The organism is Rhodococcus sp. D-6 (assembly GCF_040256695.1).
In the GTDB taxonomy this organism is placed as follows: Bacteria; Actinomycetota; Actinomycetes; order Mycobacteriales; family Mycobacteriaceae; genus Rhodococcus; species Rhodococcus pyridinivorans.
This window is the reverse complement of the sequence record NZ_CP132970.1, coordinates 550,267-572,343: the sequence shown is the minus strand read 5'-3', so window position 1 is coordinate 572,343 and position 22,077 is coordinate 550,267. Positions and strand designations below refer to the sequence as shown.

The window sequence follows — 22,077 nt, the reverse complement described above, 5'->3', positions numbered from 1 at the left end:
GATCCACCGAAGCCGGTTTGTCAGAGGGTGACGTTCGCGCCGGTCTCCTGATCGAACAAGGCGATCTTCGCCCTGTCGAACCACAACTGCACGGTCCCGCCCTTGGTGGCCTGCGATTCCACCGACAATCGCGCGACCAGCGATTCGGCCGACATGTCGGCACCGGCGTCGGCGGCGAGTTCGTCGAGGTCCTTCGAGTGCACGCCCGGCCCCTCGGCCGTGAAGTACGCGAACTTGTCGGAGCCCATCGACTCGAGCACGTCGACCTCGGCGGAGAAGGTCACGCCCGTCTCCCGTTGGGTCGGGTCGAGCAGGTCGGTGTCCTCGAAGTGCTCCGGACGGATACCGACGACCACCTCGCGCGACGGATTGTTGCGACGCACGGTCTCCCACCGCTCGTCGGGCAACCGGAACTCGCCGAACGAGGTGCGGATCGAACCGTTCTCGATCTGCCCCGGAACGAAGTTCATCGACGGCGATCCGATGAAGCCGGCGACGAACAGGTTCCGCGGATGGTCGTACAACTCCTGCGGCGCCCCGACCTGCTGCACGATCCCACCGCGCATCACGACGACGCGGTCGCCGAGCGTCATCGCCTCGGTCTGGTCGTGCGTGACGTACACCGTCGTGGTCCCGAGACGCTTCTGCAGGCGCGCGATCTCGGTGCGCATCTGCACGCGCAGCTTCGCGTCGAGATTCGACAGCGGCTCGTCCATGAGGAACGCCTTGGGGCTGCGCACGATCGCACGACCCATGGCCACGCGTTGCCGCTGACCGCCCGACAGGTTGGCGGGCTTGCGGTCGAGATGCTGTGTGAGATCGAGGATCCGGGCCGCCTCGTCGACCTTGCGGGCGATCTCGTCCTTGGACACCTTCGCGAGGGTGAGCGGGAACGCGATGTTGTCGCGCACCGACATGTGCGGGTACAGCGCGTAGGACTGGAAGACCATCGCGATGTCGCGGTCCTTCGGTGCCCGCTCGTTGACACGCTCACCCGCGATGCGCAGCTCGCCGTCGGAGATGTCCTCGAGACCGGCGATCATGTTGAGCGTCGTGGATTTTCCGCACCCGGACGGACCGACGAGAATGATGAACTCGCCGTCGGCGATCTCGAGATCCACGTCGCTGACGGCCTTCGCTCCGTCCGGATATTCCTTCGTCACCTTGTCGAGCACGATCTCGGCCACGATAGTTATCCCTTCACTGCGCCGGAGGTCAGTCCGGCGACGATTCGACGTTGGAAGATCAGGACGAACACGATGATCGGGATCGTGATGACGACGGCCGCCGCCGCGATCGAGCCGGTCGGTTCCTCGAACTGCGATGCACCCGTGAAGTTCGCGATCGCGGCGGGCGCGGTGATGGACCGCTCGGTGGAGGTCAGCGAGATCGCGAACAGCAGGTCGTTCCAGCAGAAGATGAACACCAGGATCGCCGCCGTGATGATGCCGGGAGCGGCGAGTGGGGCCACGACCTTCCGGAACGCCTGACCCGGTGTCGCGCCGTCCATCTTCGCGGCCTTCTCGAGTTCCCACGGGATCTCCTTGAAGAAGGCCGACAGGGTGTAGATCGCGAGCGGTAGCGAGAAGGTGATGTACGGCAGGATCAACGCCGCCCACGTGTCGAACAGTCCGAGGCCGCGCATGATCTCGAACAGCGGGCTGACGAGGGAGATCTGGGGGAACATCGCGATGAGCAGCGCCACGCCCACCAGAATCTTCTTACCGGGGAAGTCGAGCCGGGCGATCGCGTAGGCGGCCATCGTCCCGAGGATCACCGCGATGACCGTGGCGATCAGGCCGATGCCGATGGAGTTGATCAGCGCGCTCGTGAACGCGTCGGTGCGGAAGATGCCGCGGTAGTTGTCGAGCGTCCACTGCTGCGGGATGAACCGGCCGTCCTGGATGGTGCCGGGCGGCTTGAACGACAGGCTCGCGATCCACAGCACCGGGACGAGTGCGTAGAGCAGGACGATCAGGTTCACCGCCGACCACGACAGGGTCCGTTTCCTGGTCTCGGCCATCATCGGCCCCCTTCGTCCGAGCCGGGCGCGGATGCACCGAACAACTTGATGAACACGAACGCGATGATCGCGACGCACAGGAAGATCAGGACGCTGATCGCCGACCCGATGCCGAGGTTGAAGGCCCGGAACAGATTGTCGTAACCGAGGATCGACACCGATCCGGTGCCGTTGGCACCGCGGGTGAGGACGTAGATGTTGTCGAAGATGCGGAAGGCGTCGAGCGTGCGGAAGAGCAGGGCGACGAGGATCGCCGGTTTCATCAGCGGCACGATGATCCGCACCAGACGTGTCCACGCTCCGGCGCCGTCGACCTGCGCCGCCTTGAGCAGATCGTCGGGGACGAGTGCGAGGCCGGCGAGGAGCAGCAGTGCCATGAACGGCGTGGTCTTCCACACCTCGGCGAGCACGATGATCGCCAGGGACGGGATCTGGTCGGTGAGCGGGGCGCTGCCGTCGGGCAGCAGGTTCGCGAGATAGCCCGTGCCCGGGGTCCACGCGTAGTACCAGCTGTAGGCGGCGGCGACGGTGACGATGCCGTACGGGATCAGCACCACCGTGCGCACGATGCCCTTGCCGACGATGGTGCGGTGCATGACGAGTGCGATCGCAAGGCCGAGCACGAACTCGATCGCGACGGAGACCAGGGTGACGAGCGAGGTGACGATGAAGGCCTGCCACCAGAATCCGTCGCTGAGCACCGCGACATAGTTCGACAGTCCGACGAAGCGCCGTTCGTCGGGGAAGCGCAGATCGTAACGCTGCAGACTGAGCCAGACGGCGTATCCCACCGGATAGGCCGTGACGGCGAGCATCACGATCGCGGCGGGTGCGACGAGCAGCAGACCGAGTCGCCGTTCGGCCTTCTTCCCCTCGGACAGCGCTGCTTTCGTCTTCGTGGACGGTTCCTTCGGGGTCTCGTCGGTCGGTGTCGATTCGACGGCGGTCACGGGATCAGTCCTTCCGAATTGACCGCCTTTCGCACCTGCTCGGCGAGTTCCTCGACGGTGCGGGGCGGATCGATCTGGTCGACCGGGTTGAGGGTGGCCGTCACCAGTGTCGAAATGCTCTGGTAGGCCGGTGAAGCGGGACGCACCGCGGCGTTCTCGAGACCGGCGCGGACCTCACGCCAGGCCGGATAGGCCTCCTGGAAATCGGGGTCGTCGTACAGCGCCGCGCGCGTCGGCGGCACGCCGCCACCGATGGCGTTGTTGCGCTGGTTCTCCTCGTTGCGCAGGCACTGCATCGCTTCGAACGCGAGATCCGGGTGGGTGCTCGTGCGGGCGACGGCGATGTTGAACCCGCCGATGGTGACCTGGGCGGGCTCGCCGGGGATCACCGAGGGGTACGGCGCGGGAAGGAAATTCTGCTCACCGTCGACGGTGAGGACCGTGTTGCCGGTGTTCTCCGAGGTGACATTGCCGTTCTCGTCGATGAAGGGCAGGGCCCCCTCGTTCTCCATGATGCCCGGCAGGACGAACGGCCAGTTGACCTGGAACGCGGTGCGCCCGCTCTCCATACCGAGACGGACGGCCGCCTCGTCGGCCTGGTTCAGGGAGGGATCGGCGCCGGGCGCGGTCGCAACGCGCTTCATGATGTCGAGCGCGGTCACCGCCGCGTCGTTGTCGGTGAGGGTGACGGTGACACCGTCCTCCCCCACCACCGAGCCTCCGGCGCTCGAGAGCAAGGTGTTGAACCACACCATCAGCCCCTCGTACTGCCGGCCCTGCACACCGATCCACGACGGCCGGCCCTCCTCGGCGAGGCCGCTCGCAATCTCGATCATCTCGTCCCAGGTCTCCGGAGGTTGCCCGTCCGGCATGAGATCCTTTCGGTACCAGAGCAACTGGGTGTTGGTGTTGAGCGGTGCGGCGTACAGCCGGTCCTGCCAGGTCGCCGATTCGAGGGGACCTTCGAGGGTGCCCTCGGAGACCGCGGCTGCAACATCGTCGGGCAGCGGCAGCGCCCACCCGGCCTCGGCGAACTCGGCCGTCCACACGACGTCGAGGGTCATGAGGTCGAGCCCCGGGTCGTTACCCGTCAGCCGCCGCGCCAACTGCAGTCGCTGGTCGTCGGCGTTCTTCGGAAGTGTCCTCTGCTGCACGCGATATCGGCCGCCCGCCTCCGCGGTGCACACCTCCGCGGCCTGCGCGTACTGCTCGGCACCGTCGGCGGCCGTGTAGAAGGACAGGACGACACCCTCGTCGTCGCTGCCGCACGCGGCCAGCCCCGACGCCAAGAGCACAGCAGCCGCGGAAGCTGTGACCGCTCGGCTCGTCCGCCGGCTCTTGCCCGACCGTCTCATGCGTGACTCCGCTCGCATCGGGGACCTCGTGATCCGACGATAACGCCCGTACCGGCCAGCCGTAGCAAAACGAGCAGGGCGTACATCCGGAACGGAATCGGCACGACGACGAGGTCAGAAGGAGGTCCCCGAGAAGGGCGCCTGGGTCCAGGAGAACAGCAGGTCAGCGGTGTCGACGGCCTCGGGCCGGTGCACCCGGGCGCGCCCCGCGTCGACCATCCGGTGCCAGCCCTGCCGGCCGAGCAGGAGCGCACCGAGGTCGGCGATGTCGATCGTCAGGTCGGCCGGTCCCGCGGTGCGCGCCACGCCGTCGGCGGAGATCTCGAAGACACCGGCGTTGTCGGTCAGCACCGGATCGGTCACCTCCACGGTCACCGAGCCGAAGCCTCGGTAACTCCGCGCCGACAGCGCCCTATCGAGGTCGAGGATGCGCAACCACGTCTCGTCCGAGACCGAGCGGAAGTGCACGGCACGCGCGTCGCCGAGCATGAGCGGGAGTTGGTCGTCCTGCGGAAGTGCCGCGAACCGCAAGGTGTCGACCAGGTCGAGGTCGAGCAGGAACCGGATCAGGCCGGCGTACGCCGCGGGCGAGGGGGCGAAGAAGTCGTCGACCACGACGGTGCGGTTGCGACTGGTGAACCACCCCTGCGTGTCGACGGGGTGGTACCGGACGAAACCGTCCTCCTGTCCCGGTTCGCCGTGCACCGCCACGTACATCGGATCGGTGAGCGAGTCGGCCCGCCACCGGCGTGAGTTCCACCAGTACTCCGACCGATCGATCATGCCGGGGCGCGGCGGCAGATGACGGGAATGGATCTGCGCCAGCACGTCCCACGCATCCGGATAGGTCAGCAGACGCAGCGCTCCGGACTCGGGCACGTCGGGACGCAGTGCGGCACCACGCACGTCGACGTCGACGGACACCGAAGTCGAGGCGACGCCGTAGCCGAACCGGCCGTAGATGGTCGCTTCGGAGGCACGCAGCGTCGCGAGGATCTCACCGCGGTCGCGCGCGTCGCTCAACTGCCGGTGCACGAGTCCGGAGATCACGCCGCGACGCGTGTGGGTGGGCAGCACACCGATGTGGGTGACCGCCGCGTGCGGCACCCGGGCGCCGCCGGGCAGGGTGAGATTTCCGCTCGTGGCGTCGACTGTCCCGACGAGCATGCCGTCGAGGAAAGCACCCCACGTGCGGCCGGCCTCGAGGTAGCGGCTCACCGTCCCGTCGGGAACCTCGGGCCACGAGGGCAGACCCACCATCGCCGTGCGGAACAGCGCGGACGCCTCCCGCAGTTCGGCTTCCGACTCCAGAACTCTGATCTCCGGTTCCGTTCGCTCACCCATGGAACGACACTATCGACCGCGAACTTGCACCGCGGGTGAACGGCCGTGACGTTCGGTACACCGGCTCCGGGCGGGTAGGTTCCCAGCGTGCGACGCGAGTGGGATCCAGCAGACACCGGGGTGCTGCAGCTGCCCTCCGGCCGACTCGTGCGGGGACGCGGGATGCGCAGACCGGTGTTCGACGAGCCGTTTCCCGACTTCGGGGTGTATCTCCTCGGCCGCCCCCCGGCAGCACCGTTCGAGTGGGAGTCGCGGTGGATCCACTGGCCCGACTTCCGCACGCCACGCGACCCGGAGGACGCTCTCGCCATCCTGTACGAGGCGTGGATCCGCGCGGGAAGACAGCGGGTGGAGATCGCGTGCGGGCGTGGACGCGGCCGCACCGGCACCGCACTGGCGTGCCTCGCCGTCCTCGACGGGCTCTCCCCGGAGGAGGCGGTCGACTTCGTTCGGCGGCACTACCATCCGCGCGCGGTCGAGACGCCCTGGCAGCGCAAATTCGTCGCGCACGCGAAGGCGCATACCTGACAGCTCAGTTCTTCGTCCGGGCGAGGTCGACCTCGGCGGCCGAGACGGCACGTTCGGCGGCGACCACCCGCTTCTTCGCCTCGGCGGCGGCGCGGCGCGCGAAGGTGCGTTGCTGCTCTGCGTGTTCGAGCTTCGCCCGCAGCTCGGCGACCTCCTCCTCGTGACGGGCCAGCTCTTGCTCTGCCGCCGACGCGGCTTCGCGCGCTTCCTCGGCCGCGCTGTGCGCCGAGTCGAGAGCGGCAGCGGCCTCGTCGATCTCCGCCTCGCGAGCCGCCTGGTCCGCCTTCTCGCGCTCCGTGGGTTCGCGCTCGCCCTTGCTCTTGCGTGCAGACTTGTCCGCTGCCGTCCGGTCGTCCTCGTCGTCCTCCTCCGACCCTCCGCGGACGACGGTGAGCGGCATGGCCGACAGGTCGCCGAAACCGTCGGACTCGACGATCGCGTCGAGCCGGCCCTGCCGGACCTGCTCCCCGATGTCGGGATCCGACAACGCGGCGTTGAGGGTGCGCCCCACCTCTCGCAGTGCGCTCTCCGAGACGGTGCGGCCGCGGTCGGCGGCGAGCCGACCCGCGTCGCGCTCGAGCGCGGCGACCACCCGGCGACGCTGCTCCGACAGTTTCCGCATCTCGCTGCCGGACAGTCGTCGTTGCGCGGTGCGCAGGGCGGATCCGATGTCGAGCAACGCCGCGAGTTCGTCGGCCCGTTCGCGGGCGAGCAGGTTGACCATCCAGGCCGCGACCGTCGGTTTGCGCAGTCTGCCGATGGCCGCCGTCAGCTCGCGGTCGCCCGCTTCGCGTGCCTGCGCCGCGAATTCGGAGCGGGCCGCCACGAAGTCTCCTGGGTCGAGGCCGTAGAGGGCATCGGCCACCGAATCGAGGTCGGGCATGGGATCGACAGTAGTGGCGCGAGGCCGATCACGACGAGTGCCGTTCTCGGCGAACGCGCGACGGCGAGACGATCAGATGGCGAGCTTGGCGAGGATGTCGCGCGCCTTCTCGGCGGTGGGCGGCTGGCACAGCACGTCGTAGCGGCCGGCGACGAGCTGCATGGTGGACGAGAAGTCGCGCTGACCGCGGGTCGCGGCGTACGGGATGCTCGCCGAGATGAGGCCGAAGATGATGCCGCCGACGAGGCCGACGAGCAGCGGGCCGAGGAAGTCGGTGGAGAAGATGCCGAGCAGGAGACCGAAGAACACGCCGAGCCATGCGCCCGAGACGATGCCGCCGCCGATCACCTTCGGCCACGTGAGCCGACCGGTGACCCGTTCGACCTGCATGAGATCGACACCGACGATGGTGACGTCCTCGACGGAGAAGTTCTGATCGGCCAGGTGGTCGACCGCCCGTTGCGCCTCGGCGTAGGTCGGGTACGAACCGACGGGCCAGCCCGTGGGAGGTGTCGGCAGACCGGGTACCTGGCGACCGGGTCCGAGGGGATTCGTCATGTCGTTTCGGCTCCTTCGCGATGCGCGCCGACGGTCGCGGCGCCGGTCTCCATTCTGCCTCGACGGGGACCGGCACGCCGCGACGGTTCGCCCGATATGTTCTTTTTCCTGGTCGTTCCCGTCAGGAGGCCGGCGGCTCGAACTTCTGGGTGCGCTGCAACCCCGCGGCCCGGCCCTTCGCGGAGATCACGAGGGCCATCTTCCGGCTCGCCTCGTCGATCATCTCGTCGCCGAGCATCGCGGCACCGCGGGCGCCGCCCTCGGCCGAGGTGTGCCACTCGTAGGCGTCGAGGATCATCTCGGCCTTGTCGTAGTCCTCCTGCCGGGGGCTGAAGACCTCGTTGGCCGCGTCGATCTGGCTCGGGTGCAGCACCCACTTGCCGTCGAAGCCCAGGGCGGCGGTGCGCTGCGCCGACCGGCGGAAGGCGTCGACGTCGCGGATCTGGAGGTAGGGACCGTCGATGGCCTGCAGCCCGTGCGCACGCGCGGCCATGAGGATCGTCATGAGGATGTGGTGGTAGGCGTCGCCGACGTCGTAACCCTCGGGCTGCTCACCGACGACGAGGGTGCGCATGTTGATGCTCGCCATGAAGTCTGCCGGACCGAACACGAGTGTCTGCACGCGCGGGCTCGCCGTCGCGATCTCGTTGATGTTCGTCAACCCGATGGCGTTCTCGATCTGCGGTTCGATACCGATCCGTCCCGCCTCGAGACCGTGGGCCTTCTCGACCTGCGTGAGGAGCAGGTCGAGCGCCTTCACGTGGCTCGCGTCGGGCACCTTCGGCAGCAGGATCGCGTCGAGATTGGCGCCGGCACCACCGACGACCGTGGCGACGTCGAGATAGGTCGCGTCCGTGGTCCAGTCGTTGACGCGCACGACCTTGATCTGGTCGCCCCAGCCGTCCTCGTTCAGAGCTTCGACGATGGTGCTGCGGGCCTGCTCCTTGGCCAGCGGCGACACCGCGTCCTCGAGATCGAGGAAGATCTCGTCGGCGGGAAGGCCCTTGGCCTTGTCGATCATCTTCCGGCTGCTGCCGGGAACCGCGAGTACCGATCTTCGGGGCCTGAACGAAAACGACATGACCTGACCAGACCTCCGAGTTCCGGGAACAGCGTGGGCACGCTCTAGCCTGGCAATCATGGCAGCAGTGAGCAAGGTCTTCGTCGCGCGGCTGGCCGGACTGGTCGTTCTCGGCCCCGACGGCGAGTCCATCGGCCGCGTCCGCGATGTCGTGCTGACCATACGAGTGGGGCGTCAGCCTCCTCGTGCGCTGGGGCTCGTCGTCGAACTGCCCACCCGCAAGCGGATCTTCGTCCCGATGCTGCGCGTGACAGCGATCGAACCCGGTGCGGTCACCCTCGTCACCGGCAACGTCAGTCTGCGCCGGTTCACCCAACGGCCCTCGGAAGTGCTCGCCCTCGGTCAGGTCCTCGATTCGCGTGTGCGCGTCGACGACCCGGAGCTGCCGGACCTGATGGGTGTCGACGCCGTCGTGGTGGATCTGGGGCTCGAGCTCATGCGCACCCGCGACTGGGTCGTCGCCCGCGTGGCGGTGCGTCGCCATCGCGGCCGGCTCGCGCGCCGCTCCCCCATCCACATCGTGGAATGGCCGCACGTGCACGGACTCACCCAGCAGGCACTGTCGATGCCCGGACAGGGTGTCGCGCAGTTGCTCCTGCAGTTCGAGGACATGCGCCCGCCGGACGTCGCGAACGCCCTGCGCGACCTGCCGATCAAGAGACGCACCGAGGTCGCCGCGGCGCTCGACGACGAACGCCTCGCCGACATCGTGCAGGAGCTACCCTCCGACGACCAGACCGACCTGCTCACCCAGCTCGGCCTCGACCGGGCGGTCGCGGTGCTCGAGGCGATGGATCCCGACGACGTCGCCGACCTCCTCGGTGAGCTGCCCGCAACGGACGCCGAGTCGTTCCTGCAACGCATGGACCCCGAGGACTCCGAGCCGGTGCGCCGCCTGCTCGAGCACTCCCCCGACACCGCCGGCGGTCTGATGACCCCCGAGCCGGTCGTGCTGACGCCGGCGACCACGGTGGCCGAAGCGCTCGCCCGCGCCCGCAATCCGGATCTGAGTCCGGCCCTGGCGTCGATGGTCTTCGTCGTGCGGCCGCCCACCGCGACACCCACCGGCAAGTACCTCGGCTGTGTCCATCTGCAACGATTGCTCCGGGAACCGCCTGCGAGCCTGGTGGGAGGGGTCGTCGACGACGACCTGCCGCGCCTGGCCCCCGACGACGCCCTGACCACCGTCACCCGGTACTTCGCGACGTACAACCTGGTCTGCGGTCCGGTGGTGGACGACGAGGGGCACCTGCTCGGCGCGGTGAGCGTCGACGACGTGCTCGACCATCTGCTGCCGGAGGACTGGCGCGAGGAGGACATCGAGGATGAGTGACCGCAGCACGCAGGGCCGCTCGCGCCTCGAGACCCCACAGGCGTCGAGGTTCCGCTTCAACTTCGACGCCGAGGCGGTGGGCCGGGTCAGCGAGTCGATCGCCCGGTTCCTCGGAACGGGCCGTTATCTCGCCATCCAGACGATCGTCGTCATCGTGTGGATCGCCCTCAACATCGCCGCGGTCGGACTGCAGTGGGATCCCTATCCCTTCATCCTTCTCAACCTGGCCTTCTCGACGCAGGCCGCCTATGCGGCGCCGTTGATCCTGCTGGCGCAGAACCGGCAGGAGAACCGCGACCGCGTGTCGCTCGAGGAGGATCGCGCCCGCGCCGAGCAGACCAAGGCCGACACCGAGTTCCTGGCACGCGAACTCGCGGCTCTGCGACTCGCGGTGGGTGAGGTCGCGACCCGCGACTATCTGCGTCGCGAACTCGACGATCTGCGCGCCCTGCTGATCGACGACGAGAACGAGGACGACGCCGGCGCTCCACGCACCCGCGGGCCCCGTCGCTGAGGGACCCCGTCCTGTTGTCCGGCACGCCCGGTTGCACACAACCCGACATCCTTCTGTAACCTTCGTCACATCAGTCGGACGGACGATCGGAGGAGGGTGATCGCGTGCGGTGGAAGGTCGCGCTGGCGATGCCGGTGATCGTCGCTGCCGGACTCGCGGCGACAGCGTCGTCGGCGACGGTGGTGGCGGAGACGACGTCCGCCGAGACCGAGCCGAGCGCCGCTCCGGCGGTGGGCGTGCTCCCCGGCGAGGTGCGCGAGGCGCAACCGCTGCGCAGCCCGAGCGACCCGCTCACCCAGCTTCCGCCCGACGCCGTGGCCGCGGCAGGGGGTGCGGCGGCCCTCGGCGACGGGCCGCTCGCGATCCCCGAACTCGTCTTCTACGCCTATCGCGCGGCCGAGATGCAGCTGGCCATCGACTCTCCCGAGTGCGGCCTGCCGTGGAATCTGCTCGCCGCCGTCGGGCGCCTGAACTCCGGACACGCGGACGGGGGACGCACCGACATCCTGGGCACGCTGACCGCGCCGGTCGTCACCCCGGAGGGGCTGCTCGGGCCGATGCGCCTGGCCCCCGCGGTGTGGGAGCAGTACTCGGCGGACGGCAACGCGGACGGCACCGCCGATCCACAGAACATCTTCGACGCGACCCTGGCCGCCGGCGCCCGGATGTGCGCGGAGGGCGGAAACCTGCGCGAGCCGGACGGGGAGGCGCGGGCGGTGGCGTCGGTCGATCCGTCACCGGACTATCTGGCGAATGTCCGGCACTGGTCCGGTGCGTATTCGAAGGCCGCCGAGGTGGCTCCCGCCGATCTCGCTCCGATCCCGGCGCGGCCCGTTCCGAACGCCGCGGATGTCGCGGCCCCCGCGCCGGCTCCGGCGGTCACCGCGCCCGCTCCGGAGGCGACACCTCAGCCGGCCCAGCAAGCGCCCGCCGACACTCCGGCTCAGCAGGCACCCGAACAGACCATCCCGGCTCCGCCGCCGATGCCGGAGTTGCCCGAACTCCCCTGCCTGGTGCCCGCCTTCTGCGAATAACTCCCGGCACACACGTGAGGTGACGCCACGCGCGACACGCGTGTCGTCATCTTTTTCTTTCACCCCACCCGACCCACCGGACCAGCACGGACGGGCCACAGCAGTACGCATACACCCCCGTTACATCACGTTTGAGTAACGGAAAGGCATCGAATGCTGTAGCCTCGGCCCGGCACGTAACGAAGGTGTCTCGTTCCGAGGCACCCGAGGGAGGGTTATCCATTGGGCCGCCACGCCAAACCGTCGGATTCGAAGCTTCGGCGAAATTCCGTCATCGCGATGACCGGACTCGTTCCGGTCGGACTGGTCGCCGCAGCCGCGACCACCGCGGGTGCGTCGCCGCGAGCGCTGATGGGTGCAGCTCACCACGAGACCGAGCCGACGGCGTCGTCGACCGACTCGGCCGACCTCGCGAACGCGATTCCCGAAGCGGTCGCCGCCGTGCAGACGATCATGCTCGAGCCCGAACCGGCACCCGTGCGCACCTTCAAGGCCGCCCCCCAGCCGGAACCCGAGCCCGAGGTCCTCCACGAGGGCCCCCTCGGCATCCCCGGCATCAACTACGCCGCCTACCGCAACGCCGAGCGCATCCTCGCCGAGGAGAATCCCGCCTGCGGCATGCACTGGACGCTCCTCGCCGGCATCGGCCGCGTCGAGTCCGGACACGCCAACGGTGGTCATGCCGACGCCAAGGGCAACCTGCTCGAGCCCGTCATCGGACTGCCGCTCAACGGCAGCCTGCCCGGCCAGGCCGTCATCCACGACACCGACGGCGGCGCCCTCGACGGCGACACCGTCTACGACCGTGCGGTCGGGCCGATGCAATTCATCCCCACCACGTGGAACCAGTACGCGGGCGACGGCAACGGCGACGGGGTCTCCGATCCCCAGAACCTGTACGATTCGACGCTCACCACCGCGAAGTACCTGTGCGACGGTGGCCTCGACATGCGCAACCTCGCGCACTCGACGAAGGCGATCCACCGCTACAACAACTCGATGGCCTACGTGGCGAACGTGCTCGCCTGGTCGACGGCCTACTCCACCGGCATCGACCCGAGCCCCGCGGATCTCCCCCGCATCCACTGAGGTCCGGAGAGGGTCGTCGGGTCACCCCGGACCGAAGGCCGTCGTCGGGTCACCCCGGACCGGAGGCCGTCGTCGGGTCACCCCGGACCGGAGGCCGTCGTCGGGTCACCGTCGACCCGTATCCCGTCGCGAGCGGCGTGCCGCCTACCATGGGCGTCATGGCAGTCAGTGAGTCCGACGTCCGCAGTGCGCTCGCACGGGTCCAGGACCCGGAGATCCGCAAGCCCATCACCGATCTCGGAATGGTCAAGAGCATCGAGATCGGCGCCGACAGCAGCGTCGATGTGGCGATCTATCTGACCACCGCCGGGTGCCCCATGCGCACCGAGATCTCGGAGCGCGTCACCAAGGCCGTCGCCGACGTCGCCGGCGTGGGCGAGGTCCGGGTGACCCTCGACGTGATGAGCGACGAGCAGCGCACCGAGCTCCGCAAGTCGCTGCGCGGCGACTCCACCGAGCCCGTCATCCCGTTCGCCCAGCCCGGTTCGCTCACGCGCGTCTACGCGGTGGCCTCCGGCAAGGGTGGTGTCGGCAAGTCGTCGGTCACCGTCAATCTCGCCGCGGCGATGGCCGCGCGCGGACTGTCGGTGGGTGTGCTCGACGCCGACATCTACGGTCACTCGATCCCCCGCATGCTCGGCACGTCCGCCAAGCCCACGCAGGTCGAGCGGATGATCATGCCGCCGATCGCGCACGACGTGAAGACGATCTCCATCGCCCAGTTCACCGAGGGCAACACCCCGGTGGTGTGGCGTGGCCCGATGCTGCACCGCGCGCTGCAGCAGTTCCTCGCCGACGTCTTCTGGGGCGACCTCGACGTCCTGCTCCTCGACCTGCCGCCCGGCACGGGTGACGTCGCCATCTCCGTCGCGCAGCTGATCCCCAACGCCGAGATCCTCGTCGTGACGACGCCGCAGCAGGCAGCCGCCGAGGTCGCCGAGCGCGCCGGTTCCATCGCGCTGCAGACGCGTCAGCGCATCGCCGGCGTGGTGGAGAACATGTCGTGGCTCGAGCTGCCCGACGGCACCCGAATGGACGTCTTCGGCAGCGGCGGCGGTCAGGCCGTCGCCGAGCGGCTCACCCGCGCGGTGGGCGCGACGGTGCCGCTGCTCGGCCAGATCCCGCTCGACCCGGCAGTGCGCGAGGCCGGCGACTCCGGTACCCCGATCGTCCTCGCGGCGCCCGACTCGGCGCCCGCGGTGGCGCTCGAGGAGATCTCCGACAAGCTCGCCGTGCGCAGGCGCGGACTGGCCGGCATGTCGCTGGGAATCGACACCACGCGTCACCTGTAAGAACCCGATATCGATCGAGCCCCCGCCGTGCTTCACGGCGGGGGCTCGATCGTAGGAAAGCTGTCAGGTGGCGTCGGGATCGATCGGCGGCTTCTCGTCCGGAGCGAGCGGCTTCGACAGGTTCGGCCGGGCCGCGCCGTTGGTGGGCGTTCCCGGAGCCGCCGAGGACGGCTTGTCGAAATTGCCGGTGAGAATCGAGTCGTCGCCGTCGAGCAGATGCTTCGTGATCACGGCCCGCGGTGTCATGCCGCGCAGCTGGTTCAGCTCGGACAGCGGTTGCCGCAGGTCGTCGAACTCCGGTCCGAATTCCTGCTCGAGCTGGTCGCGCGCACCCGTGGCGTAGTCACGTACCTGACGCAGCGACTTGGCCACCCACGAGACGGCGCCGGGGAGGCGCTCCGGGCCGAGGACCACGAGGGCCGCCACGATGAGTACCAGGAACTCGCCCCAACCGATGTTGCCGAACACGCATCCAGGGTACGTGGTCTCGTCCGGATCGCAGCACCTACGTGGAAGGTCACATCACACGGCTGGGACGTTCTGTCCGAGACAGGGGCCGCTCAGTCGGAGACTGGGGTGACCTCGACGTCGACGAGGCGGCCGTTGCGCACGAGCTGGACGGTGATCGGTTCGTCGATCTCCTGCTGCTGGACCGCCACGACGAGCTCGTCGGCGCTGGTGACTTCGCGGGCGCCGACCTTGACGATGACGTCGCCCTCGACGATGCCGGCGCGCTGGGCCGGGCTGTCCTGACGAACGTTGGCGACCTCCGCGCCGCTCGCGACGTCGTTGACCACCGAGCGTGCGTTCACGCCGATGTCGGGGTGCCGCATCTCGCCGGTGCGGATCAGCTCCTGCGCCACCTCGGTGACGTCGTCGATGGGGATCGCGAAGCCCAGGCCCACCGAACCGCCGGTCTCCGACTTGATCGCGGAATTGATACCGATCACGCGACCCTCCATGTCGATGAGGGGGCCGCCGGAGTTGCCGGGGTTGATCGAGGCGTCGGTCTGGACGGCGTCGATCACCGCGTCGGTGTCGGTGCCCTGCCCGCTGAGCCGCATGGGCCGGTGCAGCGCGCTGACGATGCCGCGGGTGACGGTCTTGCTCAGGCCGAGCGGCGAACCGACCGCGACGACGTCCTCGCCCACCTCGACGTCCTCGGAGCGGCCCAGCTCGGCGACGACCAGGTTGTCGACGTTCTCGACGGCGAGCACGGCCAAGTCGGTCTTGATGTCGCGTCCGACGATCGAGGCGGGCACCTTCGTGCCGTCATCGAAGGTGACCTGTACCTTCGCATCGGGATTGCCGGCGGCCATCGAAACGACGTGGTTGTTGGTGACGATGTAACCGGCACCGTCGATCACCACGCCCGAGCCGGTGCCGGCGTCGCCGCCGACGGTGGTCTGGATGGAGACGACCGCGGGCAGCACGGTGTCGGCGACACGCGCGACCGCGCCGGTGGGCAGTTCCTCGTCGGGACCCGACTGGCTCAGCGTCACTCCGCGACTGGTCAGCGAACCGTTGTCGGCGGTCGCGAGCGCGACGACGAGTCCGCCGACCATGCCGATCACGACAGCCACAGCGGCCAGGGTCGCGAGTGCGCGGGGTTGGACGCGGCGGTCGAACAACACCTCACGCAGGGTCAGTCCGGGAGCCGGAGGAAGTTCCTTCTCCTCGGTCTGCCCGGCCAGGGGCGGACCGAGCCGCACCGCTGAGTCGGGGTCGCGCCAGGGATCGGGTTCGGTGTCGTCCTCGGTCTCGGCCGCGGGCTGCGAAGGGGGACGCTGGAGCGTCTCGTCGACGTCGGACGGCCGTCCGTAGGCCTCGGCCAGGATCGCATCGGTCGGAGGTGCCTGCTGGACGCGCGGGTCGACGACGCGGGGATGGGCCGAGGAGTCGAACGATCCCTCGGCGCCGGCCGGGCGCCCGAAGACACGGGCCGATGCCGGGTCGACGGTGGGCCGGTAGACGGGCCGCGGTTCGAGACGGGGAGCGTCGTCGGGGCGCGCGATCGCTCCGTCGGGGAGACCCGACGAGGCGTTGCCGGACGAGCCTCTGCCGGACGAGTCTCCGCCCGAGGAGTCCTTACCCGACGAGGCATGGGGCAGCTCGTCGTCGCGACGACGATCGTCGCCGCCCCGCCGTCCGGTGTGCTGCGCAGATTCGGCCGTCACGCGTGCCCGTCTCCCCCGTCTAGGTCCGTCACGCAGCCCAGTATCACCGATGGCATCGGATCACCTGTTACCGCCCGTCCGGTCACCGGCGCCGGAGAATCGACCAGCGGCGCGCGGCGAAGCCTTCCTCCGCCTGAGGGCGCGGGGTCGGGTCGCACAGGTGGGACGGGATGTTGCTGAGCGTACCGCGCAATGAACTCGGCATACGCGGTATGTGATCGGCAGCGGACCGCAGTGCGTGGCGGGCCTGCTGCTGGGCTTCGACCTCGGCGGCACACTCCGGACACATCGACAGATGCTGGGCGGCCCGCATGTAGGCCGCCATGCGCAGTTCGCCGTCGACGAATGCGGCAATTGCCTCGCTGGCGAGGTGTTCCGTGGAGCCGAACCTGCGAGGTGGTTGCACCATCGTCATCACTACCTCCCGGCGGCTACCCCGCATCGACGCGACCGTTTTCGACCTTTCCATGCTCGCGCAGGTACTCGCGGAGTGCCTGGCGGCCTCGGTGGATACGACTACGCACCGTACCGAGTTTCACCCCCAGTGTGGCACCGATCTCCTCGTAGGACAGACCTTCGATGTCACAGAGCACCACCGCGGCACGGTACTCGGGTCCGAGCGAGTCCAGAGCGGACTGCAGGTCGGCGCCGAGACGCGCGTCGTGGTAGATCTCCTCGGGGTTCGGCCCTGCGGCCGGTACACGATCGTAGTCCTCCGGGAGCGCTTCCATCCGGATGCGGTTCCGGCGGCGCACCATGTCCAGGAAGAGGTTCGTGGTGATGCGATGCAACCAACCCTCGAAAGTGCCGGGCTGGTAGTTCTGCAACGACCGGAAGACGCGGATGAAGGTCTCCTGCGTGAGATCCTCGGCGTCCTGGGCGTTGCCGGAAAGACGGTAGGCGAGGCGGTAGACGCGGTCGCCGTGCTCACGAACGAGTTCGTCCCACGACGGCATGGCCGCGTGGTCCCCGGTGGCGTCGAACGCCGCGGTGCCGCTCAGGTCCGCCTCGAGCGCCGCGGTGCCGCTCAGGTCCGCCTCGAGCGCCGCGGTGCCGCTCAGGTCCGCCTCGAGCGCCGCGGTGCCGCTCAGGTCCGCCTCGAGCGCCGAGGCGTCGTTCTCGGGAACAGTGTGGGCTCGGGTCATGTGGATCGGTGGATCCTCCTCGTCGGGACCGCAGTGGTACTGGCTTCGGGGCCTACAACACTCGATCTGCAGGGAATATTCCTTCACAGGAGCGTTCCCCGAGAGCGGTGCGTCCTCGAAGTCGTGAACCGGTGCGATCGTCCGGTTCGCCGATTGTCAGTTTTCCTCGCGGCGATGTGGCCGCCGTATGAGTAACCTGAAACGTCCCTGAGAAAATCGGTTCGGGCGTGGTCATCCGCCTGAATCACACAACTGGCGGCATCACTCCGTGCGCGCCTGCCTGCGCGAACGAATCGCCGAGGATAGCCTCAGTGAGGTGCAGACCAACGCCGATCGCATCCTGACCCACGCCGAGAACATCGTCGTCGAGGACGACGAGCTCGCTGCGGCGCGTGACCGTGCCGAAGATCTGGGCGCCGACCCGGTGTCCCCCTCCGTCGGAGCCGCCCTCGCGATGTTCGCCCGCATGCTCGACGCCAGGACGGTAGTGGAGATCGGGACCGGTGCGGGTGTGAGCGGACTGTGGTTGCTGCACGGCCTCCGCGAGGACGGCGTGCTCACCACCATCGACAGCGAGCCGGAGCATCAGCGGGCCGCGAAGATCGCCTTCCGCGAGGCGGGTGTCGTGGCGTCGCGCACCCGGCTCATCAACGGCCGCGCGCTGGACGTGCTGCCGCGACTCGCCGACTCCGGCTACGACATGGTCTTCGTCGATGCGACCCCGGCCGACCATCCGCACTTCGTGCGCGAAGGGGTGCGTCTGCTCCGGCCGGGTGGGGTGATCGTGCTGCACAACGCCCTGCTCGACGGACGCGTCGCCGACCCCGCTGCCCGCGACGCAACGGTGCTCGCGGTGCGCGAGGCGACCCGCGCGGTGTCCGACGACGAGCGTCTCGCTCCGGTGGTCCTGCCGCTCGGCGACGGCCTGCTCTGCGCGGTGCGCCTCAGCTGATCCGCGCAGCACGCCTCCGGGGCGGGCAGCACGCTCTCAGATCCAGATGCCCTTGCCGATGGCGACGACACCGCCGTTGCTCACCGCGAACCGCTGACGGTCGCGCTCGAGGTCGACGCCGATGATCTCGCCGTCGCCGACGACGACGTTCTTGTCGAGGATCGCTCGTCGCACGACCGCACCCTTGCCGATGCGCACACCGGGCATGAGCACGCTGCCCTCGACGGTCGCGCCGTCGTCGACCATGACGTTCGAGCTGAGCACCGAGTTGCGGACCGTGGCGGCCGACAGGATGCTGCCGGCGCCGACGATCGACTCCTGCGCCAGACCGCCCTGCACGAACTTCGCGGGCGGCAGGTTCTCGGCGGCACCGCGGATGGGCCAGCGCCGGTTGTAGAGATTGAAGATCGGGTGGACCGACACGAGGTCCATGTGAGCGTCGTAGAAGGCGTCGAGCGTACCGACGTCGCGCCAGTAGGCACGATCGCGTTCGGTCGCGCCCGGGACGACGTTGTCGTTGAAGTCGTAGACGTGAGCCTCGCCCCGCTCGACGAGCGCGGGGATGATGTCGCCCCCCATGTCGTGGTCGGAGTCGGGATTCTCCGAGTCGGCCCGCAGCGCCTCGACGAGGACCTTCGTGGTGAAGACGTAGTTACCCATGGACGCGAACGTGACGTTGGGGTCGTCGGGTGTCCCGGGCGGATGAGCGGGCTTCTCGAGGAACTGGGTGATCCTGCCGCTCTCGTCGCTGTCGATGCAGCCGAACGCGAATGCCTCGCTGCGCGGGACGCGGATACCGGCGACGGTGACACCGGCGCCCGACTCGATGTGCTGGCGCACCATCTGCTCGGGGTCCATCCGGTACACGTGGTCGGCGCCGAAGACCACGATGTACTCGGGATCCTCGTCGTAGACCAGGTTGAGCGACTGCAGGATCGCGTCGGCGCTGCCGGTGTACCAGCGTGGACCGAGCCGCTGCTGGGCCGGCACCGGGGTGATGTACTCACCGGTGAAGCCGGAGAGGCGCCAGGTCTGCGAGATGTGCCGGTCGAGGGAGTGCGACTTGTACTGCGTGAGAACGCAGATGCGCAGGTAGCCGGCATTCACGAGATTGCTGAGCACGAAATCGATGAGGCGGTATGCGCCCCCGAACGGCACTGCCGGCTTGGCTCTGTCCGCGGTCAGCGGATACAGACGTTTGCCCTCGCCGCCGGCGAGAACGATTCCAAGCACATGGGGCTGGCTCCTCACACGCTTCAACCTATCCCCCGACCCAGGCCGCCGCCAGCGAAGCGCGATCTCGACGCCCTTCGGAGTGTCGGGGCCGGGTGGCCGGAACCTGCGCGGCCCGCTACTTTGAGGCGGTGAGGGTGGCAATGATGACGCGGGAGTATCCGCCTGAGGTGTACGGCGGGGCCGGGGTCCACGTCACCGAACTCGTCGAACAACTGCGTCGACTGGTCGAGGTCGACGTGCACTGCACGGGCGCACCGCGCGATACCGCGTTCGTGCACTCCCCCGACCCGGCACTGCGCGATGCCAATCCTGCCCTGACGACCCTGTCGGCCGGGTTGCGCATGGCGCACGCCGCGGCCGGAGTCGACGTGGTGCACTCGCACACCTGGTACACCGGGCTGGCCGGTCATCTGGCCGCCGAACTCCACGACGTCCCGCACATCCTCACCGCGCACTCCCTCGAGCCCCGACGGCCGTGGAAGGCCGAGCAACTCGGGGGCGGTTATCGCATCTCCTCCTGGTCCGAGCGCAACGCCGTCCGGTACGCCGACGCGATCATCGCGGTCAGCGACGGGATGCGCCTCGACGTGCTCGACGCCTATCCGTTCGTCGATCCCGCTCGGGTCCATGTGGTGCGCAACGGGATCGACACCACCGTCTGGCATCCGGGCCCGGCCGAGCCCGGCCACGAGTCCGTCGTCACCCGCATCGGTCTCGATCCGGATCGTCCGATCGTCGTGTTCGTCGGCCGCATCACCCGGCAGAAGGGCGTCGGGCACCTGATCGCCGCGGCGCACCATCTCGACCCCGACATCCAGCTCGTCCTGTGTGCCGGCGCGCCCGACACCCCCGAGATCGCCGCGGAGACCGAACGGGCGGTGACCGCCCTGCAGGACGCCCGTGACGGGGTGCACTGGGTACGCGAGATGCTGCCCACCGAATCGGTCCGCGAACTACTCTCGACTGCAACGGTTTTCGTCTGTCCGTCGGTGTACGAGCCGCTGGGGATCGTCAACCTCGAGGCGATGGCCTGCGAGACCGCCGTGGTGGCGTCCGACGTCGGAGGCATCCCGGAGGTCGTGCAGGACGGGGTCACCGGGCGACTGGTGCACTACGACGCCTTCGACACCGAGACCTACGAGCGTGCGCTCGCCGATGCGATCGACGACGTCGCGCGCGACCGCGACCGTGCCGCCCGGTGGGGCCGGGCCGGACGCGACCGCGCTGTCAACGAGTTCTCGTGGGCGCAGATCGCCCGCCAGACCGTCGCCGTCTACCAGCAGGTGCTCACGACGCGCTAGGTTCGTCGGCCGTCTCGACCCGTCGCCACGAGGTGACGGTGACCGAGACCGTCACGTCGAACGGATCGGGCAGGGAGGCCAGCAACTCCGCACGCCGGTCGGACGTCACATGATGGGCGGACGGTCCCATCCCCGCGACGAGACCGAGCGCCTCGCACGGGAGTGCGGCCGTGAAGCGCACGTCCGTCCGTCCCGTTCGCTCGAAACGTCCCGACAGCGCGGACGAGAGTCGCTCCGTCTTCCGGTCGTCCACACTCACCATGCCGGGCAACGCGACCAGTTCGCGCAGATGCTCCGAGGTGGGTGTAGCAACCACGAGCGTTCCTCCGGGGACGAGCACCCGATGACTCTCGGCGGCGTTGCGGGGCGCGAACACCGACAGCACGTGGGTGAGCGATGCCGACTTCACAGGCAGTCGTTGCCACGCATCGGCGAGGATCGCTCCGGTCCGGGGATGACTGCGGGCGATGCGCCGCACCGCGGGCTTGGAGACGTCGAGCCCGATGCCGCGCGCCGCCGGCAGGGCGTCGAGCACGGACGCGAGGTACTGCCCCGTACCGGCCCCGACCTCGAGGATCGCAGCGTCGGCGGCTGCGACTACCGCATCGGTGTCCACCGTATCGGCGGTGTCGAGGCATGCGTCGGCCACCGCGCGCCGGATCGGGTCGTAGTGCCCGGCACCGAGGAAATCGGCGCGGGCCGCGATCATGTCGGCGGTGTCGCCGGTGAACGGCGTCGAACCGCCGGCGAGCAGCGACACGTAGCCCTGGCGTGCGACGTCGAAGCTGTGCCCGCGATCGCACACCACGACGTTGTCGTCGAGGTCGAGCGCGGACTCGCAGTGAGGGCACGCGAGAAGATCGATCACGTCGGCGAGCATCGCGCCTCCGATCCTGCTCTCAGGACGACACCGGGCCCCGCGCGCCGAGGAGCGCGGGGCCCGGAGTGCCCTGAGAGGGGCCGATCAGCTGGTGACACTCTTGAGTTCGTCGCCGAGTGCCGCAGCCTCTTCCGGCGTGAGCTCGACGACCAGACGTCCGCCGCCCTCGAGTGGAACCCTCATGACGATTCCTCGTCCCTCTTTGGTTGCTTCGAGGGGACCGTCCCCGGTCCGGGGCTTCATGGCCGCCATCCTCTGCTCCCTCCAAATCTGCACCCGACCGCCGGGCGCGTGGGTTACCGTGTGGTTGCATCGCCGGTCGCGGCGACGCGCACCTTCTCATTCTTCCCTATCCGGAATACGTGCGCGTAGCTGACTCCTGGGTAAGACACTCCTCCGGGT

Annotated in this window: 23 protein-coding genes; 8 read left to right on the top strand and 15 right to left on the bottom strand. The window is 68.9% G+C overall.

All coding sequences use genetic code 11. The annotated features are described in order from the left end of the window. Positions 1–20: 20 nt before the first annotated feature. The 5 genes from ugpC to RBB84_RS02840 form a co-directional block, all read right to left on the bottom strand. On the bottom strand, positions 21–1,187 hold the full coding sequence (gene ugpC, locus RBB84_RS02860; RefSeq protein WP_024103451.1) for a sn-glycerol-3-phosphate ABC transporter ATP-binding protein UgpC: 1,167 nt from the start codon (positions 1,185–1,187) through the stop codon (positions 21–23). A 5-nt stretch (positions 1,188–1,192) separates the two neighbouring features. Continuing rightward, positions 1,193–2,023 (bottom strand): carbohydrate ABC transporter permease, encoded by an 831-nt coding sequence (locus RBB84_RS02855; protein WP_006554305.1) that lies wholly within the window; start codon positions 2,021–2,023, stop codon positions 1,193–1,195. Next, the gene (locus tag RBB84_RS02850; RefSeq protein ID WP_095092079.1) at positions 2,023–2,904 is read right to left on the bottom strand and encodes a sugar ABC transporter permease; all 882 of its coding nucleotides are present in this window, start codon (positions 2,902–2,904) and stop codon (positions 2,023–2,025) included. The genes RBB84_RS02855 and RBB84_RS02850 overlap by 1 nt, the downstream gene beginning before the upstream one ends. A 65-nt stretch (positions 2,905–2,969) precedes the next feature. Then, positions 2,970–4,328, bottom strand: coding sequence for an ABC transporter substrate-binding protein (locus tag RBB84_RS02845; RefSeq protein ID WP_064255844.1), 1,359 nt, complete (start codon positions 4,326–4,328; stop codon positions 2,970–2,972). A 114-nt stretch (positions 4,329–4,442) separates the two neighbouring features. Then, positions 4,443–5,672 (bottom strand): GNAT family N-acetyltransferase, encoded by a 1,230-nt coding sequence (locus tag RBB84_RS02840; protein WP_064255845.1) that lies wholly within the window; start codon positions 5,670–5,672, stop codon positions 4,443–4,445. 87 nt (positions 5,673–5,759) lie between these two features. Between RBB84_RS02840 and RBB84_RS02835 the strand changes: the two genes are divergently transcribed. Next, positions 5,760–6,200 carry a protein-tyrosine phosphatase family protein gene (locus RBB84_RS02835; protein ID WP_024103447.1) on the top strand — a complete coding sequence of 147 codons (441 nt, stop codon included), beginning with the start codon at positions 5,760–5,762 and terminating at the stop codon, positions 6,198–6,200. A 4-nt stretch (positions 6,201–6,204) separates the two neighbouring features. On the opposite strand, the gene RBB84_RS02830 is transcribed toward RBB84_RS02835, so the two are convergent. The 3 genes from RBB84_RS02830 to RBB84_RS02820 form a co-directional block, all read right to left on the bottom strand. After that, on the bottom strand, positions 6,205–7,083 hold the full coding sequence (locus tag RBB84_RS02830; RefSeq protein ID WP_064255846.1) for a hypothetical protein: 879 nt from the start codon (positions 7,081–7,083) through the stop codon (positions 6,205–6,207). A gap of 72 nt (positions 7,084–7,155) precedes the next feature. After that, positions 7,156–7,641, bottom strand: coding sequence for a general stress protein (locus RBB84_RS02825; RefSeq protein WP_006554299.1), 486 nt, complete (start codon positions 7,639–7,641; stop codon positions 7,156–7,158). 121 nt (positions 7,642–7,762) lie between these two features. Next, entirely contained in the window at positions 7,763–8,722 is a 960-nt protein-coding gene (locus RBB84_RS02820) for a CoA ester lyase (protein WP_006554298.1), read from the bottom strand. Between the two features lie 58 nt (positions 8,723–8,780). Here RBB84_RS02820 and RBB84_RS02815 point away from each other — a divergent pair, with 58 nt between their 5' ends. The 5 genes from RBB84_RS02815 (at position 8,781) to RBB84_RS02795 (ending at position 13,984) form a co-directional block, all read left to right on the top strand. Next, positions 8,781–10,055 (top strand): CBS domain-containing protein, encoded by a 1,275-nt coding sequence (locus RBB84_RS02815; protein WP_006554297.1) that lies wholly within the window; start codon positions 8,781–8,783, stop codon positions 10,053–10,055. Next, a complete protein-coding gene (locus RBB84_RS02810) occupies positions 10,048–10,569 on the top strand; it encodes a DUF1003 domain-containing protein (protein WP_064255847.1) in 522 nt (173 codons plus the stop codon). The genes RBB84_RS02815 and RBB84_RS02810 overlap by 8 nt, the downstream gene beginning before the upstream one ends. Positions 10,570–10,673: 104 nt before the next feature. After that, positions 10,674–11,603: a hypothetical protein gene (locus RBB84_RS02805; RefSeq protein WP_064255848.1), complete on the top strand. Its 930-nt coding sequence runs from the start codon at positions 10,674–10,676 to the stop codon at positions 11,601–11,603. A gap of 222 nt (positions 11,604–11,825) precedes the next feature. Next, positions 11,826–12,692 (top strand): lytic murein transglycosylase, encoded by an 867-nt coding sequence (locus tag RBB84_RS02800; RefSeq protein WP_006554294.1) that lies wholly within the window; start codon positions 11,826–11,828, stop codon positions 12,690–12,692. A gap of 158 nt (positions 12,693–12,850) precedes the next feature. Next, positions 12,851–13,984 carry an Mrp/NBP35 family ATP-binding protein gene (locus tag RBB84_RS02795; protein ID WP_024103442.1) on the top strand — a complete coding sequence of 378 codons (1,134 nt, stop codon included), beginning with the start codon at positions 12,851–12,853 and terminating at the stop codon, positions 13,982–13,984. Between the two features lie 63 nt (positions 13,985–14,047). On the opposite strand, the gene tatB is transcribed toward RBB84_RS02795, so the two are convergent. The 4 genes from tatB to sigE form a co-directional block, all read right to left on the bottom strand. Beyond that, positions 14,048–14,452, bottom strand: coding sequence for a Sec-independent protein translocase protein TatB (gene tatB, locus RBB84_RS02790; protein ID WP_006554292.1), 405 nt, complete (start codon positions 14,450–14,452; stop codon positions 14,048–14,050). 92 nt (positions 14,453–14,544) lie between these two features. Next, on the bottom strand, positions 14,545–15,999 hold the full coding sequence (locus RBB84_RS02785; RefSeq protein WP_064255900.1) for a trypsin-like peptidase domain-containing protein: 1,455 nt from the start codon (positions 15,997–15,999) through the stop codon (positions 14,545–14,547). Between the two features lie 244 nt (positions 16,000–16,243). Further along, positions 16,244–16,576, bottom strand: coding sequence for a zf-HC2 domain-containing protein (locus RBB84_RS02780; RefSeq protein ID WP_019288062.1), 333 nt, complete (start codon positions 16,574–16,576; stop codon positions 16,244–16,246). A 16-nt stretch (positions 16,577–16,592) separates the two neighbouring features. After that, a complete protein-coding gene (gene sigE, locus RBB84_RS02775) occupies positions 16,593–17,222 on the bottom strand; it encodes an RNA polymerase sigma factor SigE (RefSeq protein WP_064255901.1) in 630 nt (209 codons plus the stop codon). A gap of 400 nt (positions 17,223–17,622) precedes the next feature. Here sigE and RBB84_RS02770 point away from each other — a divergent pair, with 400 nt between their 5' ends. After that, complete coding sequence (locus tag RBB84_RS02770) at positions 17,623–18,258, top strand: O-methyltransferase (RefSeq protein WP_006554288.1); 636 nt, start codon at positions 17,623–17,625, stop codon at positions 18,256–18,258. Between the two features lie 36 nt (positions 18,259–18,294). On the opposite strand, the gene glgC is transcribed toward RBB84_RS02770, so the two are convergent. Continuing rightward, positions 18,295–19,509: a glucose-1-phosphate adenylyltransferase gene (glgC, locus tag RBB84_RS02765; RefSeq protein WP_006554287.1), complete on the bottom strand. Its 1,215-nt coding sequence runs from the start codon at positions 19,507–19,509 to the stop codon at positions 18,295–18,297. 113 nt (positions 19,510–19,622) lie between these two features. On the opposite strand from glgC, the gene glgA reads away from it, so the two are divergent. Continuing rightward, the gene (glgA, locus tag RBB84_RS02760; protein WP_064255902.1) at positions 19,623–20,795 is read left to right on the top strand and encodes a glycogen synthase; all 1,173 of its coding nucleotides are present in this window, start codon (positions 19,623–19,625) and stop codon (positions 20,793–20,795) included. On the opposite strand, the gene RBB84_RS02755 is transcribed toward glgA, so the two are convergent. Further along, positions 20,782–21,675: a putative RNA methyltransferase gene (locus tag RBB84_RS02755; protein ID WP_064255849.1), complete on the bottom strand. Its 894-nt coding sequence runs from the start codon at positions 21,673–21,675 to the stop codon at positions 20,782–20,784. The genes glgA and RBB84_RS02755 overlap by 14 nt on opposite strands. 84 nt (positions 21,676–21,759) lie before the next feature. Next, the gene (locus RBB84_RS02750) at positions 21,760–21,927 is read right to left on the bottom strand and encodes a DUF3117 domain-containing protein (protein ID WP_006554284.1); all 168 of its coding nucleotides are present in this window, start codon (positions 21,925–21,927) and stop codon (positions 21,760–21,762) included. Between the last annotated feature and the right edge of the window lie 150 nt (positions 21,928–22,077).

What these genes read in the sequence shown, in the direction of transcription:
- RBB84_RS02830 (WP_064255846.1), bottom strand. Translation starts at nt 7,083, where the DNA reads ATGCCCGACCTCGATTCGGTGGCCGATGCCCTCTACGGCCTCGACCCA.
- RBB84_RS02795 (WP_024103442.1), top strand. Translation starts at nt 12,851, where the DNA reads ATGGCAGTCAGTGAGTCCGACGTCCGCAGTGCGCTCGCACGGGTCCAG.
- RBB84_RS02855 (WP_006554305.1), bottom strand. Translation starts at nt 2,023, where the DNA reads ATGGCCGAGACCAGGAAACGGACCCTGTCGTGGTCGGCGGTGAACCTG.
- RBB84_RS02810 (WP_064255847.1), top strand. Translation starts at nt 10,048, where the DNA reads ATGAGTGACCGCAGCACGCAGGGCCGCTCGCGCCTCGAGACCCCACAG.
- RBB84_RS02815 (WP_006554297.1), top strand. Translation starts at nt 8,781, where the DNA reads ATGGCAGCAGTGAGCAAGGTCTTCGTCGCGCGGCTGGCCGGACTGGTC.
- RBB84_RS02845 (WP_064255844.1), bottom strand. Translation starts at nt 4,328, where the DNA reads ATGAGACGGTCGGGCAAGAGCCGGCGGACGAGCCGAGCGGTCACAGCT.
- RBB84_RS02840 (WP_064255845.1), bottom strand. Translation starts at nt 5,672, where the DNA reads ATGGGTGAGCGAACGGAACCGGAGATCAGAGTTCTGGAGTCGGAAGCC.
- RBB84_RS02825 (WP_006554299.1), bottom strand. Translation starts at nt 7,641, where the DNA reads ATGACGAATCCCCTCGGACCCGGTCGCCAGGTACCCGGTCTGCCGACA.
- RBB84_RS02750 (WP_006554284.1), bottom strand. Translation starts at nt 21,927, where the DNA reads ATGGCGGCCATGAAGCCCCGGACCGGGGACGGTCCCCTCGAAGCAACC.
- RBB84_RS02820 (WP_006554298.1), bottom strand. Translation starts at nt 8,722, where the DNA reads ATGTCGTTTTCGTTCAGGCCCCGAAGATCGGTACTCGCGGTTCCCGGC.
- RBB84_RS02780 (WP_019288062.1), bottom strand. Translation starts at nt 16,576, where the DNA reads ATGACGATGGTGCAACCACCTCGCAGGTTCGGCTCCACGGAACACCTC.
- RBB84_RS02755 (WP_064255849.1), bottom strand. Translation starts at nt 21,675, where the DNA reads ATGCTCGCCGACGTGATCGATCTTCTCGCGTGCCCTCACTGCGAGTCC.